Origin of the sequence: Dactylosporangium cerinum (assembly GCF_042653625.1) — a bacterium.
Taxonomy (GTDB): Bacteria; Actinomycetota; Actinomycetes; order Mycobacteriales; family Micromonosporaceae; genus Dactylosporangium; species Dactylosporangium cerinum.
Window position 1 is genome coordinate 145,633 of the sequence record NZ_JBHSIU010000013.1, and the last position, 14,507, is coordinate 160,139.

The window sequence follows — 14,507 nt, forward strand, 5'->3', positions numbered from 1 at the left end:
GGGTGGCCCGTTGCATGATCGAAGGACGGCTCTGGTCGTGTGGGTGACCAGGTCCGTCCTTCGATCAGAACCTTGCGGCGGTGCCCGTCAAGCCGAGGCGCTCCAGACAGCCGAGGCGCTTCAGACAGCTGCGGCGCTTCAGATGACTGTGGCGCCTCAGCTGGCTGCGGTGCCCCGGACGGCTGCGGTGCCCCGGACGGCTGCGGTGCCCCGGACGGCTGCGGTGCCCCGGACGGCTGCGGTGCCCCGGACGGCTGCGGTGCCCCGGACGGCTGCGGTGCCCCGGATGGCTGCGGTGCCCCGGACGCTGCGGGTGCTTACAGGTATTGGCCGGTGCCGCTCGGGGTGGGTTGGCCCGGCTGGCCCGGGACGCCGCCCGGTCCGCCGGTGAGCGCCGGACGGCCCCGCATCTGCTCGAGCTGGACCCGGGCCGCCATCTGCTGGGCGACGAGCGCCGCCTGGATGCCGTGGAACAGGCCCTCCAGCCAGCCGACCAGCTGTGCCTGGGCGATGCGCAGCTCGGCCTCGCTCGGGGTTGAACCGTCCTCGAACGGCAGGGACAGCCGCTCCAGCTCGTCCCGCAGCTCGGGGGCGAGCCCGTCCTCCAGCTCCAGGATCGAGCGGCGGTGGATCTCCTTGAGCCGGCTGCGGCCCGCCTCGTCGAGCGGGGCGGCACGGACTTCTTCGAGCAGTTGCTTGATCATGCTGCCGATGCGCATGACCTTGGCTGGTTGCTCGATCAGCTTGCTCGGGTCCTCCGCGCCGTCCTCGTCGGTGGACATGGTGCCGAGCGGACGTCCGTCGGGCCCGACCACCAGCACGGTGCGCGACTCGTCCTGCGCCTCTTCTGCCATGGTTCCTAGTCTTGCCTACCCGTCGTGTGGACGACCACCAAGGGGCCCTGTTGCCACGCTTCGTGACGCGCTAACGTCGCCCCGTGACGAGCGATCCCCGTGAGGTGCTGGGCAGGCCCGCCCGGCCCGCCGACTTCACCCTGCGCTACGGCGAGCACCCCGATCAGGTGGCCGACGTCCGGCTCGCGGCCGTGGCGGGCGCGCCACTCGTGCTTTTCATCCACGGTGGGTTCTGGCGCAGCGAGTGGGACCGCACACACGTCGGCCCGCTCGCCGCGGATCTTGCCGACCGGGGGTACGCCGTCGCGACCGTCGAGTTCCGCCGCACCGGGCAGCCCGGCGGCGGCTGGCCCGGGACGTTCTCCGACGTGGCGTCCGCCGCGGTGGCCGTGCCCGACCTGCTCGCCAAGGAGATCGCGCACCGGGGGCTGCGGCCCGTCTCGGTCGCCCCGCCGATCCTCGCCGGGCACTCGGCCGGTGGGCATCTCGCACTGTGGTACGCGGCGGTCGCTCCCGACGCGGTCGGCGGGGTCGTCGCCCTGGCGCCCGTCGCCGACCTCGCCCGGGCGCACGAGCTCGACCTCGACGATGGTGCCGTCGCGGACCTGCTCGGCGGGTCGCCGGACGGGGTTCCGGAGGCGTACGCGGCGGCGGATCCGATGCGTAACCTTCCGTCGAACGTCCGCACCGTCATCGTGCACGGCAGCGACGACCCGATCGTGCCCGTCGAGCTGTCCAGGGCCTTCTGCCGGCTGGCCCGCCGGGCTGGCGACGACACCACGCTGGTCGAGTTGGCCGGTGTGGAACACTTCGCTGTGATCGATCCGTTGTCGGCCGCCTGGCCCGCCGTCCTTGCCGCGTTCGGCACGGTGACCAGGGGTGAGGCCGAAGCTGACGATTGACTGTCCGCCGCGATGGCGGTAGAACGCAGCGTGGGTGTCGAGGTTTTCTCGCCGCCGCAGGGTGCTGGGGAGGAAAAGTACGTGTCCCACCTGAACCGCCGCCAGGCGCTCCGACTCTTCGCGGCCGCGGGCGTTGCAGGCGCGACCGCACCGTTACTCTCCGCATGCAGCGACACCGGCAGCAGCGATTCCAGCTCCGCGCTGCCAACCGGCCCGCCGGTCAAGATCGGCATGATCGTGCCGCTGACCGGGAGCCGCAAGGACCTCGGCAACGAGATGGACAACGGCTTCCAGCTGTACCTCAAGTTGCACGATTTCAAGCTCGGCAACCGCAAGGTCGAGCTGCTCAGGGTCGACGAGGGCGAGACGCCCGAGATCGGCCGGGCCGCCGCCGAGAAGCTGATCAAGGAGGACCGGGTCCTCGCGCTGACCGGCGTCGCGGCCGCCGCGTCGATGCTGGCCATCAAGGACGTCGTCGAGGCCGCGGCGGTCCCGCTGGTCGGGTCCAACGCGTCCCCGACCAGCCTGCAGAGCGCCAAGTACATCTGGCGCACCTCGTTCGTGGCCAACGAGCCCGGCCAGGCGCTGGGCAAGTGGGCCGCCGACAACGCCGGCGGCTCCCTCGCGATCGTCGCCGCCGACTATCCCGGCGATGACGACGAGGTCAACTCGTTCCTGGAGCACTTCAAGGGCGCCAACGGCACCGTCAACGGCAACGGCATCCGGTTCACGCCGTTCCAGCAGAAGGACTTCACCCAGGTCCTCAGCCAGGTGAAGAACTCCGGCGCGACCGCGATGTTCGCCTTCTACGCCGGCGCCTCGGCCGTCGACTTCGTCAAGCAGTACCGGGCGGCGAAGTTCCCGGCCGGCTTCAAGCTCATGGCACCCGGCAGCCTCACCGAGGGCTACGTCCTCAAGCAGCAGGGCGCCGACGCCCAGGGCATCTACACCGCGATGAACTACTCGCCGGACCTGGACAACGCGGCCAACCGCCGATTCATCGCCGATTACCAGAAGGTCTTCGGCAGCATCCCGTCGACCTACGCGATGGCCTCCTACGACGCCGCTGCCGTCCTGGACAAGGCGATCGGCGACGCGAGCCGGCCGAACCTCGACTCGTTCTCGCTCAACGCCGCCATCGGCAAGCTCGGCCAGATCGACAGCCCGCGCGGCGGCTGGCAGTTCAGCCAGAACAGGACCCCACTGCAGCGTTGGTACCTGCGGCAGGTCCGCATGGACGGCGCGCTGCTGTCCAACGTGCTGACCGCCGAGCTGACCACGCTGGGGTAGGACGCGGCGGCTCCGGGGCGGGGTCGACAAGGAGAGGCGGCCTGGCGGAGGATGTGATTCCGCTTCTCCGACGTCGGTAGGCAATGTGACCAACCCCGAACCGGCCGCGGCGGCGCCCTCCGCCGCCGCCTCTTCGACTGACGCCGCACCTGTCGGCGTCGCCGCGCCGCCGGACGCCGCGGTGGTGACTGAACCGGCGCCCGCCGCTCCGGCTCAGTCGCCCGCCATCCCGCCCCAGCCTGGCCCACCGGCTGCGGAAACCCTGCCCGAGCAGGCGGCTCCACCCGCCCCACCGCCGGCCGGGCCGCCCCAGCCCGTGCCGCCGCAGCCCGTGCTACCCCAGGCAGCGCAGCCCCGGGCGGTGCCGCCCCAGGCCGTGCCGCCCCAGGCCGTGGTGCCCCAGGCCGCCCCGCCGCCTGCTGGGCCGGCCCAGGCCGCGCCCCCGCAGGCAGTGCCGGTTCAGGCTGCGCCGGTTCAGGCCGCGCCCGCCCAAGGAGTGCTGCCGCAGTTCGTGCCACCGCAGCGAACGCCGCTGCAGGTGCCCCCGCAGCAATACGGTGCGCCGCCGCCATTCGCTGCACCCCCTCAGGTTGCCGAGCCGCCACAGGTTGCCGGCCAGGTGCAGTCCGGGCCGGCGCCGCAGGTTGCAACTCCGTCGCAGTTCGGACCGCCGCCGCAGTTCAGGCCGCCGCAGTTCGGGCCGCCACAGCAGCACGGGTTCGCCGTTCCGGCGCAGGTCGGGCCGCCGAACGTCGGGGCGCCGCCGCAGTTCGGGGTGCCACAGGGGTTTGCGGCGCCGGTGGGGGCGCCACCCGTACACCATCCAATGCCGCAGCCGCATCCCGGCTATGCCTATGGGTGGCCGCCGCAACTGCCGCCGCAACCACGTCGTAGCTTCCTCTGGCCGGTCCTGACCACCCTTCTGGTGGTGAGCATGGTCCTCGCCCTCGGCGGGGCGGCAGCGGCCACCTGGGCCCTGCGCGGCGGCGGGGACGGCGGTGAGACCGACCTGGCGTCCTCGACGTGGGTCGACATGCGGGCCGAGGTCGGCGTCAAGGCGATCGAGGAGCTGCTGGCGCGGCACACGCAGGCGGTCAAGAAGAAGGATCTCAACGCCTGGATGGCGGACGTCGACCAGAGCGACGCGGCGTTCGCGAAGCGGCAGAAGCAGCTGTTCGACAACCTGGTCAAGATGCCGTTCTCGGACATCAGCTTCGATCGGACCAAACTGCCCGCGCGGCAGTTGGCGAGGTTCCTGCCGACGCAGTTGTTCGACCGGTACCACGCTGCCGTGCACGTCGAAGCGGTCACCATCCGGCACCGGATCGAGGGCGTGGACAGCAAGACGGTCGCGATCCCGTGGATGCCCGTCGTGGCGCTGGTCAAGGGGAAGTGGCGCATCGTCGGCGACGCGGCCGGCAAGGACCTGCCGCTCGGCGCCAACGGTCAGCCGTGGGACTCGACCGGGCCGGTCGCGGTGCTGCGCAACGACCGTGTCATCGCCGTGGTCTCGGTCGACGACGCGGAGCGGGGGCGCAGCCTGCTGCAGCTGGCCGAGACCAGCCTCAAGCAGGTCGCGGAGGTCCGCCCGACCGGCTGGGACGGCAAGGTGCTGTTCACCGCCGTGCAGGACAAGCGGATCTTCGACACGTACTTTGCCGAGTCGCAGGAGCGGGTCGCGCAGGTGGCGGCGATCGCGGTGCCGTACTACAACCAGGTCGGTGACTGGGCGTCGTCACCGGCGTACAGCTCGACGCGGGTGGTGTTCAATCCGACGCAGCTGACGGCGCAGCCCGAGGAGCTCGCCCACGACCTCACGCACGAGTTCGCGCACGCCGCCATGGGCCCCGTGACGACCGCCCGGACGCCACGGTGGGTGGTGGAGGGGTTTGCGGAGTACGTCGCGTACAAGAAGGACAAGGTGCGCGCGGACGGCATCCGCAACGCGCTGGGCGACCTCACCATCTCGACCCTGCCGACCGACGACCAGTTCTACTCCGAGCCGCGCAACTACGTCGCCAGCTGGCTGGCCAACCGGATGATCGCGGAGAAGTTCGGGGAGGCCAAGCTGATCGCGTTCTACGAGGCGTTCCAAAACGTCTCGGAGGTCGAGTCCGCGGCCCGCTCGGTGCTGGGCATCGGCGTGAGCGCGCTCGAGCAGCAGTGGCGGGACTACGTAGCACAGCAGCGCGGCTGAGGGTTTCCCCTCGGCCGCGCTGCTCGGTTGCTTCGCTGTACCTGGTTGTTTCGCTGCGCTTGGCAGCTTCGCTGTGCTTGGTTGCTTTGCTGTGCTTGGTTGCTTTGCTGTATCGGTCAGACTGCCGCGGGCGGGAGGCCGCCGTCGCCGTCCACGACCTGCTCCGGCGTGCCGTCCTCGTCGATGTCACTCATCGTGATGTCGACCTTGCCGTCGCCGTTGGTGTCGAACTGGAACACGTCGGCCTTGCCGTCCCCGTCCGTGTCGATCGCCCAGAGGTCGGGCTTGCCGTCGTTGTTCGTGTCGCCGACGAGGAGCTCGATGCGCTGGTCGCCACGCGTCTCGACGGTCTCGTTGTCGCTCATGCTGGTCCTCTCACGTCAATCGGGCTTCACTCGGAACGTGCTGCTAGGCCGTTGGAGCCTTTATGCCCGCGGCGACCAGAGCTTTAATCACCAGTGCCGACTCGTCGAAGCCCACCAACAGGATCGCGGTCGCCTCGAAGGTCTTGACCTGACCCGCGATCGGCGTAAACAGCTTCGCCGCGTCGGCCTTCGGGTCGTAGTTGTCTTTCGCCTCGTACTTGAGGACCTGCATGTTGCCGGCCTTGATGCCGGCGGCGATGAGGTCGGTGCGGACCCCTTCGGCCAGGCCGCTGCCGTACGAGTCGTCCCGGGCGATGATCGCGACCTTGGTGTGCCCGTCCCGCATGATGATGTCGGCGATCGCCTTGGCCTGCAACATGTCGGGCGGCGAGGTGCGGAAGAACAGCCCCTTGTCGTCGAACTTCGTCAGCTCGTCCGACGTCGCCGACGGCGAGATCATCACCTTGCCGGCCTGCGCGACCCGCGGGATGACCGCCTTGCTCACACCCGACGCGCCGGCGCCGATGATCACCTGGACGTTCGAGGAGATGAACCGCTCGACCGTCGCCTTGGCAACGTCCGGGTTGGTGCCGTCGTCGCCCTCCTCGACCAGCACCGGCTGGCCCAGGACCCCGCCGGCCTCGTTGATCTCCTTGACCGCCAGCTTGGCCGCGGCGAACATCGGCGGGCCCTGGAACGCCAGCGCGCCGGTCTTCGGCAGCAGCAGGCCGAACTTCAACGCCGGCCCCTTCCCGCCACCCTTGTTGCCGCTGGCGGGCGGCGCCGCGGTCTTGTTCTCGGTCTTCTCGTCACCGGCACCGACGAACTCGGTCTTCGCCTCGTCGATGGTGTTGTTGCGACCGAAGTTGAGCACGCCGTACATGGCGGACGACGGCTCGCCGGCATCGGTGAAGCCACTGCGACGCAGCGAGATCCCGCGGTACTTGAAATCCTTGCCGGACTTGGCTGCCAGCAGGCATGCGGCGATCGTGTCGCACACGTTGTCACCGGTGGTCACGCCGATCAGCTGCTTGGCGATCGATGCGGACTCGACCGACTTGCCGGCCTCGGCGGCCAGCGCGGCCACCACGACCGCGTCATACGACTCGCCCGCGTAGTTGAAGTCCGTGAGGCTGGAGTCGATGGACCTGACCCGGCGCTTGAAGTCGTCGCTGAGCGGGGTCAGCGGGGTCGTGCCCTTCATCCCGGCGAGCACGGCCGGTGAATCCTTGAGCGCCTCGCCGAACGAGTTCGCCATGTTGCCGTCTGAGCCATAGAAGTGAATGTCACTCTTTGTCTCAGTGTCGCCGTTACTCTGCGCGGTTGAACCGCAGCCGGACGCGGTGAGCAACAGACCAATCGCGGTGATTGCTCCCACGATGGCTTTGGCCGACCGTGCGCGCATGAGTGTTTCTCCTCCCCAAAGGTGCCGTGCGCACCATAGCGCGGTCCGGCCGAGGACTTAAGTGGGGAGGTGGCCGCCGCGGACGTACCACCCGGTAACCTCTAGCGGCATGGAGGACACTGGCGTCACCGAGAGTGATACCCTGCCCGACGGCATGTCGATGCACGGCACACTGGCCGAACGCATGGGTATCAACCTGCTGGAAGCGGCCCCCGAGCGGGTCGTCGGCACAATGCCCGTCGCCGGCAACACGCAGCCCTACGGCCTGCTGCACGGTGGTGCCTCGGTCGTCCTCGCCGAGACCCTCGGTTCGATCGGCGCGGCCCTGCACGCGGCCCGCCTCTTCAACGGCATCGCGGTCGGCGTCGAGGTCAACGCCACCCACCACAAGGCGGCCCGCACCGGTCTCGTCACCGGGGTCGCGACACCGCTGCGCCTCGGTGGGATGATCGCCTCGTACGAGATCGCCATCACCGACGAATCCGGCGAGCGCGTCTGCACGGCCCGGCTGACCTGCGCACTCCGTCGATCGTCGGGCGGGTCGTAGTCCACGGTTTCGCCCGCGCGGCTTGACTGAGGCGCATACGGTGTCGGCGTGGATGAGCCCGGAGACGAGACCTACCAGGACGCCGCCATGGTCCTGGAGTCCGCCCTTGCGGGCGACGGCGAAGGCGTGGTCCACACCTTCGACGCGGTGGTCGACCGGCGCGGGATGAGCGCCGCGTACGACGTCGCGTGGCGCCTCGCCGGCGAGATGGTCGGCGAGAACCTCGCCCGCGGACCCTGGCGCCTGGAATTCCCGGACATCGACGACGCCAACTACGACAAGCGCTGGGTCGCTCGATTTGTCAGCGCCTACGTGAACGAGGACATCCCGAGCGGCACCGCACTGTTCACCGTCGCGCTGGTCGACGGCAAGCTCCCCGACTGCCTGATGACGCTTGCCGGCTCGGCCGTCGCTACGCTCCGCCGCCGCGGCGCCGCTTAGTGCGATCTCGCACTTGCAGAATCGCATTGGGTGCGGCAAGGTTGTGCATACGTCGTTACCGAGCGTCGCAGCGCCCGAACCCCTGACCGTGTGTCGACTGAGGGGTCCGCGCGGTCGGGTGAACGGGCGGGCGCTCGCCTAGCCAACTGGCCTTGGTGACCCCGGGCGCCCGCCCCCTTTTCTCGATTCCTCGAGGGGGCCGCCGATGCCAACCGAACCCAGCCCACGCCACACGGATCCCGCTGCGCGAACGTCGAATGACGTGCGCACGTTGCACCACTCCCAGATCGCCACGGACCGGTTCGTGCTGAACCGGGTCGCGCCTGACCGCGTCGAGCCTGACCGGACCGTTGCCGACCGAGTCGCGCCTGACCAGGTCGCTACTGACCGGATGGTTACGGACCGGGGTGCGCCTGACCGGCTCGTGCTTGACCAGGTCGTTGCTGACAGGGTCGTGCCTGGCCGGGTTGTTGCCGACCGAGTTGCGCCTGACCGGCTCGTGCTTGACCAGGTCATTGCTGACAGGGTCGTGCCTGGCCGGGTTGTTGCCGACCGAGTTGCGCCTGATTGGGTTGCTGCAGACCGGGCTGCGCGTGACCGACTTATGCCTGACCAGGTCACGGCAGATCGGGTCGTCGCTGACCGGGTCGTCGCGGACCAGATCGCGGCCGCGAACCACGCCGTGGCCGTCCACGTCGAGTCGGCCACCAGCGACCGCTGCGCAGCTTGCGCCCAGCCGATGCCGTGCGCGTTCCGCCGCACCGCCGAGGGAACCCTGCGCGCCTACGGCCGGCTGCCTCGCCGCCTCCCCGGCGTCACGCTCCGCTCTTCGGGCGTCGCCGTCGGACCCCGCCCGACGCATGCACCCACCGGCCGTCAGCCATCCGCCGTAACTCACTCATCCACCGGCCGTCAGCCATCCTCCCTTCCCCAGTCAGCCGCCGCCCGCCAACCAGCCACCGGTCCTCAGCCGTCAACGCGCCGCCGCGGGTCGCTCGGCGCGGCCTTCGGCTGGTTCACCGCGGGAGGGCGCGGTGGACCGCCCGGCACGCCGGTCAATCAGTCCTCTCCGGCACCTCCTCCAACGCTGCCCACGCCGCCGCCCGCACCGGTGACCCCTCAGGCGACCCGCCCTGTGCCACCGCCGAGCCGCCCGGTGCCCGCGCCGGCGGCCCCTGGGGCAACAACCCGCCCTGTGCCACCGCCGATGCCTCCTCAGACGAACCACGCAGCGCCTCCACCGGTGCCCCCTCAGGCTCGACGGCAGGCCCCCCTTCAGGCTCACCGGCCGTGGACAGCTCCTCCTCCGCCACAGGAGCAGGCCGGACCTCACCGAGGATCTGCAGCCGCTGGCGGATCGCGCCGTCCGTCCGTCCCAGCTCAACGGTCAGAGTCTTGATGGTGGCGCCCTCGCGGAAACGCCGCACCAGCAGCTCGAGATCGGCCGGCTCCCACGGCTGGCCGAACTTCGGCGCCGTCGGTCGGGGGTCCCGAGCCGAGCGGTCATATGGCAGCCAACCACCTGAGTGCGGCGGGCCCAGCGGTGGCGAACCCAGCGGCGAGCCCGGCGGTGGTGAGCCGCCACCTCGGAAGCCGGCGAGCGCGGACGCGAGCAGCTGCCCGACGTCGGTCGCGTCGCCGACCGGCAGCTCGACCACCAGCTCCGTGAACACATAGCCCGAATCCCAGCCGACCAGCCGCAGCCCGACGATGCCCGAACCGTCATCGAACGCGGTCACGTCATAGCTGCGGTGGTCGAGCATCAGGCGGCGCCGGACATCCGTGCCACGGCTCGGGTGGTCGTCGAAATCCCAGTCAAAGGTGTTCATGCCCGCACGCTACGACCAGGGTCCGACAGTTCCAGAGGCCAGTGATCCTCCGGTCACGCGAAGTGGCCGAGGCTCAGGCCGTGACGGCGATACCCGGGCAACGGGGCGTTGACGAAGACCCCAGCCATTCGACACTGCGATCGGGCAATGGCGGTGATGGGTCGAACTACGCCTTGGCGGCGTGCGGATCTGTCCGGGCGAATGCATGCCGCAGACAAAGACCCCGACCCGCGTTTCCGCTGGTCGGGGTCTGTAAAGCCCGGCGAAGAGCTTTGTGGGCAGGGGCGGGGTCGAACCGCCGACCTTCCGCTTTTCAGGCGGACGCTCGTACCGACTGAGCTACCTGCCCAAGATGGGCCTTGCGGTCCTGACGGGACTTGAACCCGCGACCTCCGCCTTGACAGGGCGGCGAGCACTCCAACTGCTCCACAGGACCTTGCACTTACCACTACTACTACGTACCCCCAACGGGATTCGAACCCGTGCTACCGCCTTGAAAGGGCGGCGTCCTGGGCCGCTAGACGATGAGGGCGGCCCCGCAATTATCGCATACTCTACGACTCGTGCGGTGTTGCTCCCATCCGGCCCCGCCGGAGGCTTTCAGAGCATACGTGACCCCTTCCGCGATCGCCAAATGGGTATCCATCGTGGTGTCGCAACAGCCCTAGAGAGGCAGTGCGACCAGGGTGTACTGCTGCTTCAGCTCCGGCAGGAGGGTCTTGTAGGCGGCCAGGGTGGCGCTGCGGTCGCCGCCGCCGTCGTGCGACAGGATGACGGCGCCGGGCTTGGTGTTGTTCCTCACCGTGGTGATGATGTGCTGGGTCATCTGGTTGCCGGACCACTTCTTCGTGTTCCAGTCGGACGGGTCGACGGACCAGCCGACCGAGGTCATGCCCAGATCCGCGGCGATCTGCACCGCTGCGGGGGTGAAGTTGCCGCCGGGGTGGCGGAAGTACTTGATCTGCGCGTCGGGGACGACCTTGCGGATCTCGTCGTTGGTGCGCTGGAGGTCGGCGCGGATGGTGTCGGCGGACTTCTTGCCGAGCTTTTCGTCGTGCTTCCAGGTGTGGTTGCACAGGGTGTGACCGTCCTTGACGATCTCCTGCAGGTACTGCGGGAACTCCTGAACGGCGACGCCGACCACGCAGAACGTGGCCTTGATGTTGTGCTGGCGCAGCATGGCGAGCAGCTTCGGGGTGTCGGCGCTGGGGCCGTCGTCGAAGGTCAGGGCGACCTGCGCGCCGCCGGTCTGCCGCATGATGCCGTCCTTCGGAGCGGCGGCGGGCGATGCCGACGCGGACGCGGACGCGGACGGCGAAGTGGACGGCGAGGCGGAGGCGCTGGGCTTGCCGGCCGCCGCCTGGGCGGTGGAGTCGCTGATCGGGCGGGCCTGGGTGCCGCCGCCCGCGCCGCCGGCCGAGCCGGACTGGGCGGGAGACCCGTGCCATGCCGCCGAGGGTGCGTCGGCGCCGCAGCCGGCGAGGGCCAGGACGGCGGCGCTGATCAGCGCTCCCAGGACGAGGCGGGTGCGGGTCATCGAGAACTCCGAGGGGTCGGCGGTCGGTGAATGGCGTGCGTTGTGAAGGCACACGCTAATGACAGGACGCACCGGGCGACCTCCTGCGTTCAGGCCATGGCACGAACCCGGGAGTACCGCGACAAGGGACTTTTACGCAGATGAGTAGTGATGCTTTTCAGGTCGGTGTCGCCGAGAAAGGCGGATAACCCGGAAAACAGATCAGGCAATCGCCGCGGTGAGCAGGACCAATGCCTCGGTCAACGTCGCGGGCTGGGACACCCCGGCGGGCAGCGCCGCGGCGTTCCAGCCGGGGCCGCCGGCGGCGACGACGATGGGGCGGCGCGGCGCGGCGAGGACCGGCTCGAGCTGGCCCGGGTCGCCGGTCGTGCTCAGCTGCGACCAGACCAGCACGGCCGCCGGGCCGGTGCGGCGGACGGCGGTGGCGAGCGCCGCCGGGGGGACCCGGGCGCCGAGCATGCGGGTCGGGACGCCCGAAGCGGCAAGGGCCGCGCCGACCGCCTCCAGGGGAAGGCTGTGCTGCTCCTCGTCGGCGCAGGCGAGCAGGATCTGCGCGGGGATGGTCGGCACGGGGCGGGGGACCGCGCCGAAGACGGCCGAGACGCAGCCGGAGAGGAGGTGCTCGACCTCGACGAGAGCGCCGGTGATCGCGTGCCGGTGGCCGATCGCGGCGAGCACCGGGCGCAGCACCTCGTCCCAGGCGACGACGACGCCGAGGTCGTGCACGGCCGCGGCGACGCGCTGCCGGACGGCCGGCGCGTCGAGCCGGGCGGCCGCGCGGTGCAGGCCACGCGCCGCCGCGACCAGGTCCGGCGAGGAAGGCGCAGTGGATGGCGCAGTGGATGGCGCAATGGACGGCAGCGCCGGCAGCGCGGAAGCGGACGACAGGGCCCATCGGGCCGCCTCGTTCGGTGCGACGCCCTCGACGATCAGGCGCTGCATGACCTCGAGGCGTTCGATGTCCTGTTCGGTGTACCGGCGGTGGTGCCCGGGCTCGTGCAGGGACGGGCCCATCCCGTACCGCTGATGCCAGGTCCGCAGCGTGGTCACGGCGACGCCGAGCCGCCGGGCCACCGCGCCCGCCGAATACGCCGCCGTAGCCGTCATGCCGTGGCGCCCCGCCAGGCGGACACGACGCCGGACAGCCAGGGTGCGTACCGGTCAGGGGACTGCGACAGCCGCGAAGCGAGCTCGTCCCCGGCAACCCATTCCAGCGCGGCGACCTCGTCCGGATCGACGGAGAAGTCCGAGATGTCACTGGCGGAGCCGACCAGCACGTGGTCGTACTCGAACTCGACCCGCCCGGAAGCCGGGTCGGCGGCCTGATAGACGTACACCCCGACCTCGCGCAACGGCAGGGTGCCGGCGCCGAGCTCTTCGGCCAGCCGGCGCTGCGCCGCGTCCGTGACCTTCTCGCCGGGCATCGGGTGGCCGCAGCACGCGTTGGCCCAGCGCAGCGCGAACCTCGTCTTCACGGCGGCCCGCTGCTGCAGCAGGAACCGGCCGGCGTCGTCGACGAGCACGACGGAGAAGGCGCGGTGCAGCAGGCCGGGAGCGCGGTGCGCCTCGTCCACGGTGGCCGACCCGACGGCGCCACCACCCGAGTCGACCAGCTCCACCAGATGCGATTCGCGGCTCACGACACCACTCCCGTAATGCGCTCGGCGGCAAGGCGGCCGGAGATCAGGACCATCGGCACGCCGACCCCCGGTTGGGTCCCCGAACCGACGAAGACCACATTGGACAGTGTGGGGTGGAGGTTGCCCGGTCGGAAGGGTCCGGTCTGGCGCAGCGTATGCGCCGCGGCGAACGGCGTGCCGGCGGCCATGCCCTGATCGGCCCAGTCGGCCGGCGTGACGAACCGGGAGACCTCGATGGCGTCGCCGAAGCCGACGTAGCCGCGCTGCTCAAGGGTGTCGATGAGTTCGCTGCGGTAGGTGCCGCTGAGGGAGCCGCGCCAGTCCAGCAACGGTGCGGTGAGGTTGGGGGTCGGCGCGAGCACGTAGTACGTCTGCCGGCCGTCCGGCGCGAGGGACGGGTCGGTGCGCGTGGGGTTGGTGACCAGCAGGGACGGGTCAGTCATCAGCCGGCCCTGGTTGATGACCTCGTCGAAGGTCTCCCGCCAGGCCCGGCCGAAGTGGATGTTGTGGTGGGCGATCGCACCGTACGACTGCCGCGACCCCACGTGCAGCACCACGCACGACGGCGAGTATCGCAGCTTGCCCAGCAACGGGTTGCGCCACCTGACCGGCGGCAGCAGGTCCTGATACGCCACGGGCAGGTCCGGGTTGAGCACCACGGTGTCGGCGGTGAACCGGCGCCCGTCGGCGCACACCACACCGGTCGCGCGGCCGGCGGCCACGGAGACCGACGCCACGGTGGCGCCGTAGTGGATGGTCACGCCGTGCTTGGTCGCGACGTCGGCGAGGGCGCGGGAGACCGCATGGATGCCGCCCTTGGGGAAGTAGACCCCGGCGACGGAGTCGAGGTAGGCGATCACCGCATAGAGGGCGAGCGCCTGGTGCGGGGCGACCCCCGCGTACATCGCCTGGAAGGAGAAGATCCGCCGGGTCCGCGGGTCGGCGAAGTAGCTGTCGACCTTCGACTGGAGCCGCCCGAAGCCGCCGCGGACGAGCAGCCGCCACAGGTTGGCGGTGACGAGGTCCTGCGGGCGGTCGAGGTTGCGGTCGATGAAGTCGTCGCGCTCCAGACGCCACAGCTCCCGCGCGTCGTCGACGAAGCGCAGGTAGCCGTCGGCCTCGCGGGCGCCGCAGACCCGGGCGACCTCGCCGGCCATCCGGGCGGTGTCGGCGATGACGTCGAGCGTGGAGCCGTCCGGGAAGTGCGCGCGGTAGGCCGGGTCGAGCCGGGTCATCGGCAGCCAGCCGGCGAGATCCTCGCCGACGGTGCCGAGCAGGTCCTCCAGCAGCGACGGCATCGTCAACACGGTCGGCCCGGTGTCGAACTCGTAGCCGTCCAGCGAGAGTTTCCCGGCCCGGCCGCCCGGGTAGTCCTCCCGTTCCAGAACGGTGACCTCGCGCCCGGCGGCGGCGAGCCGGATCGCCGCGGCGAGCCCACCGAGACCCGCACCGACCACGACCACCCGATCGGTCGGTCCTTTCACTACCCGCATTTTTCCA

At 70.4% G+C, this 14,507-nt stretch carries 15 protein-coding genes and 3 tRNA genes; 5 read left to right on the forward strand and 13 right to left on the reverse strand.

Going from position 1 to position 14,507, the window contains the following annotated elements; translation table 11 throughout:
- Positions 1 to 317: 317 nt before the first annotated feature.
- A complete protein-coding gene (locus tag ACFPIJ_RS12855) occupies positions 318 to 854 on the reverse strand; it encodes a bacterial proteasome activator family protein (RefSeq protein ID WP_380114969.1) in 537 nt (178 codons plus the stop codon).
- Between the two features lie 83 nt (positions 855 to 937).
- On the opposite strand from ACFPIJ_RS12855, the gene ACFPIJ_RS12860 reads away from it, so the two are divergent.
- Together ACFPIJ_RS12860 and ACFPIJ_RS12865 are read left to right on the forward strand one after the other, a co-directional pair.
- Positions 938 to 1,756, forward strand: coding sequence for an alpha/beta hydrolase family protein (locus ACFPIJ_RS12860; RefSeq protein WP_380114970.1), 819 nt, complete (start codon positions 938 to 940; stop codon positions 1,754 to 1,756).
- 81 nt (positions 1,757 to 1,837) lie between these two features.
- On the forward strand, positions 1,838 to 3,046 hold the full coding sequence (locus ACFPIJ_RS12865) for an ABC transporter substrate-binding protein (protein ID WP_380114971.1): 1,209 nt from the start codon (positions 1,838 to 1,840) through the stop codon (positions 3,044 to 3,046).
- 334 nt (positions 3,047 to 3,380) lie between these two features.
- Here ACFPIJ_RS12865 and ACFPIJ_RS12870 read toward each other — a convergent pair whose 3' ends face one another.
- Positions 3,381 to 3,887 carry a hypothetical protein gene (locus tag ACFPIJ_RS12870; protein WP_380114972.1) on the reverse strand — a complete coding sequence of 169 codons (507 nt, stop codon included), beginning with the start codon at positions 3,885 to 3,887 and terminating at the stop codon, positions 3,381 to 3,383.
- Between the two features lie 87 nt (positions 3,888 to 3,974).
- Here ACFPIJ_RS12870 and ACFPIJ_RS12875 point away from each other — a divergent pair, with 87 nt between their 5' ends.
- Entirely contained in the window at positions 3,975 to 5,243 is a 1,269-nt protein-coding gene (locus ACFPIJ_RS12875) for a peptidase MA family metallohydrolase (RefSeq protein ID WP_380114973.1), read from the forward strand.
- Positions 5,244 to 5,359: 116 nt separating this feature from the next.
- Here ACFPIJ_RS12875 and ACFPIJ_RS12880 read toward each other — a convergent pair whose 3' ends face one another.
- Both ACFPIJ_RS12880 and ACFPIJ_RS12885 read right to left on the reverse strand, forming a co-directional pair.
- On the reverse strand, positions 5,360 to 5,608 hold the full coding sequence (locus ACFPIJ_RS12880; RefSeq protein ID WP_380114974.1) for a hypothetical protein: 249 nt from the start codon (positions 5,606 to 5,608) through the stop codon (positions 5,360 to 5,362).
- A 43-nt stretch (positions 5,609 to 5,651) separates the two neighbouring features.
- Complete coding sequence (locus ACFPIJ_RS12885; RefSeq protein ID WP_380114975.1) at positions 5,652 to 7,013, reverse strand: ABC transporter substrate-binding protein; 1,362 nt, start codon at positions 7,011 to 7,013, stop codon at positions 5,652 to 5,654.
- Between the two features lie 109 nt (positions 7,014 to 7,122).
- On the opposite strand from ACFPIJ_RS12885, the gene ACFPIJ_RS12890 reads away from it, so the two are divergent.
- The gene (locus ACFPIJ_RS12890) at positions 7,123 to 7,560 is read left to right on the forward strand and encodes a hotdog fold thioesterase (RefSeq protein ID WP_380114976.1); all 438 of its coding nucleotides are present in this window, start codon (positions 7,123 to 7,125) and stop codon (positions 7,558 to 7,560) included.
- A 48-nt stretch (positions 7,561 to 7,608) separates the two neighbouring features.
- Entirely contained in the window at positions 7,609 to 8,001 is a 393-nt protein-coding gene (locus ACFPIJ_RS12895) for a hypothetical protein (protein ID WP_239136110.1), read from the forward strand.
- 55 nt (positions 8,002 to 8,056) lie between these two features.
- On the opposite strand, the gene ACFPIJ_RS12900 is transcribed toward ACFPIJ_RS12895, so the two are convergent.
- The 9 genes from ACFPIJ_RS12900 to crtI all read right to left on the reverse strand — a co-directional run bounded on the left by ACFPIJ_RS12900 (position 8,057) and on the right by crtI (position 14,500).
- Positions 8,057 to 8,695 carry a hypothetical protein gene (locus tag ACFPIJ_RS12900; RefSeq protein ID WP_380114977.1) on the reverse strand — a complete coding sequence of 213 codons (639 nt, stop codon included), beginning with the start codon at positions 8,693 to 8,695 and terminating at the stop codon, positions 8,057 to 8,059.
- Positions 8,696 to 9,056: 361 nt separating this feature from the next.
- On the reverse strand, positions 9,057 to 9,830 hold the full coding sequence (locus tag ACFPIJ_RS12905; protein ID WP_380114978.1) for a hypothetical protein: 774 nt from the start codon (positions 9,828 to 9,830) through the stop codon (positions 9,057 to 9,059).
- A 275-nt stretch (positions 9,831 to 10,105) separates the two neighbouring features.
- Positions 10,106 to 10,179: transfer RNA gene (locus tag ACFPIJ_RS12910), tRNA-Phe, on the reverse strand.
- A 13-nt stretch (positions 10,180 to 10,192) separates the two neighbouring features.
- Positions 10,193 to 10,266: transfer RNA gene (locus tag ACFPIJ_RS12915), tRNA-Asp, on the reverse strand.
- Positions 10,267 to 10,289: 23 nt separating this feature from the next.
- A tRNA-Glu gene (locus ACFPIJ_RS12920) sits at positions 10,290 to 10,362 on the reverse strand.
- Between the two features lie 132 nt (positions 10,363 to 10,494).
- Positions 10,495 to 11,367 (reverse strand): polysaccharide deacetylase family protein, encoded by an 873-nt coding sequence (locus tag ACFPIJ_RS12925; RefSeq protein WP_380114979.1) that lies wholly within the window; start codon positions 11,365 to 11,367, stop codon positions 10,495 to 10,497.
- A gap of 201 nt (positions 11,368 to 11,568) precedes the next feature.
- Entirely contained in the window at positions 11,569 to 12,474 is a 906-nt protein-coding gene (locus tag ACFPIJ_RS12930) for a MerR family transcriptional regulator (RefSeq protein WP_380114980.1), read from the reverse strand.
- Positions 12,471 to 13,007, reverse strand: a complete 537-nt coding sequence (gene idi, locus ACFPIJ_RS12935; RefSeq protein WP_380114981.1) for an isopentenyl-diphosphate Delta-isomerase — start codon at positions 13,005 to 13,007, stop codon at positions 12,471 to 12,473. The genes ACFPIJ_RS12930 and idi overlap by 4 nt, the downstream gene beginning before the upstream one ends.
- Positions 13,004 to 14,500 carry a phytoene desaturase family protein gene (crtI, locus tag ACFPIJ_RS12940; RefSeq protein ID WP_380114982.1) on the reverse strand — a complete coding sequence of 499 codons (1,497 nt, stop codon included), beginning with the start codon at positions 14,498 to 14,500 and terminating at the stop codon, positions 13,004 to 13,006. The genes idi and crtI overlap by 4 nt, the downstream gene beginning before the upstream one ends.
- Positions 14,501 to 14,507: the final 7 nt, after the last annotated feature.